Annotated in this window: 1 protein-coding gene; it reads right to left on the bottom strand. The window is 36.4% G+C overall.

Annotated elements, in window-relative coordinates:
* Positions 1–202 (bottom strand): hypothetical protein (locus tag GFC01_RS19105; protein WP_207707665.1); only part of this gene is annotated, 202 nt, incomplete at its 3' end.
* Between the last annotated feature and the right edge of the window lie 216 nt (positions 203–418).

Genomic DNA, 418 nt, shown 5'->3' on the forward strand with positions numbered 1-418 from the left:
AAAATGCATCTAGAAAATAGATTCGTCTAATTTCCACAACACCTATTTTCAATACTTTTTTGCCTCTGCCAAGAGCAAAAGAAACCTTTGCGCCAAACATCCATGCGACCATAATATGGCCAAGCTGATGCAAGATGGCAACGATAGGAAGAATGACGAAAAACGACCAGCAAAATGTCCACATATCTGATAATGTAAACAAGTGTTAACCCCTCCCCAATATGTTTGGGAGGAAGCAGTAGGATTATTTGCCATTTTACTGAATTCATTTTCAGGATGCAAACATTTAATACACGACGATAAAAACATTATGTAAACTAAAGGGTGGTTTTTGCCGTGAATCGGCTTTTTGACTCACTTTTTTACGAAATGAATGTGCTACAATGAAAAAAACAATAGATGACTCTAGTAAATGAAC

This window comes from Desulfofundulus thermobenzoicus, from assembly GCF_009428905.1.
In the GTDB taxonomy this organism is placed as follows: domain Bacteria; phylum Bacillota; class Desulfotomaculia; order Desulfotomaculales; family Desulfovirgulaceae; genus Desulfofundulus_A; species Desulfofundulus_A thermobenzoicus.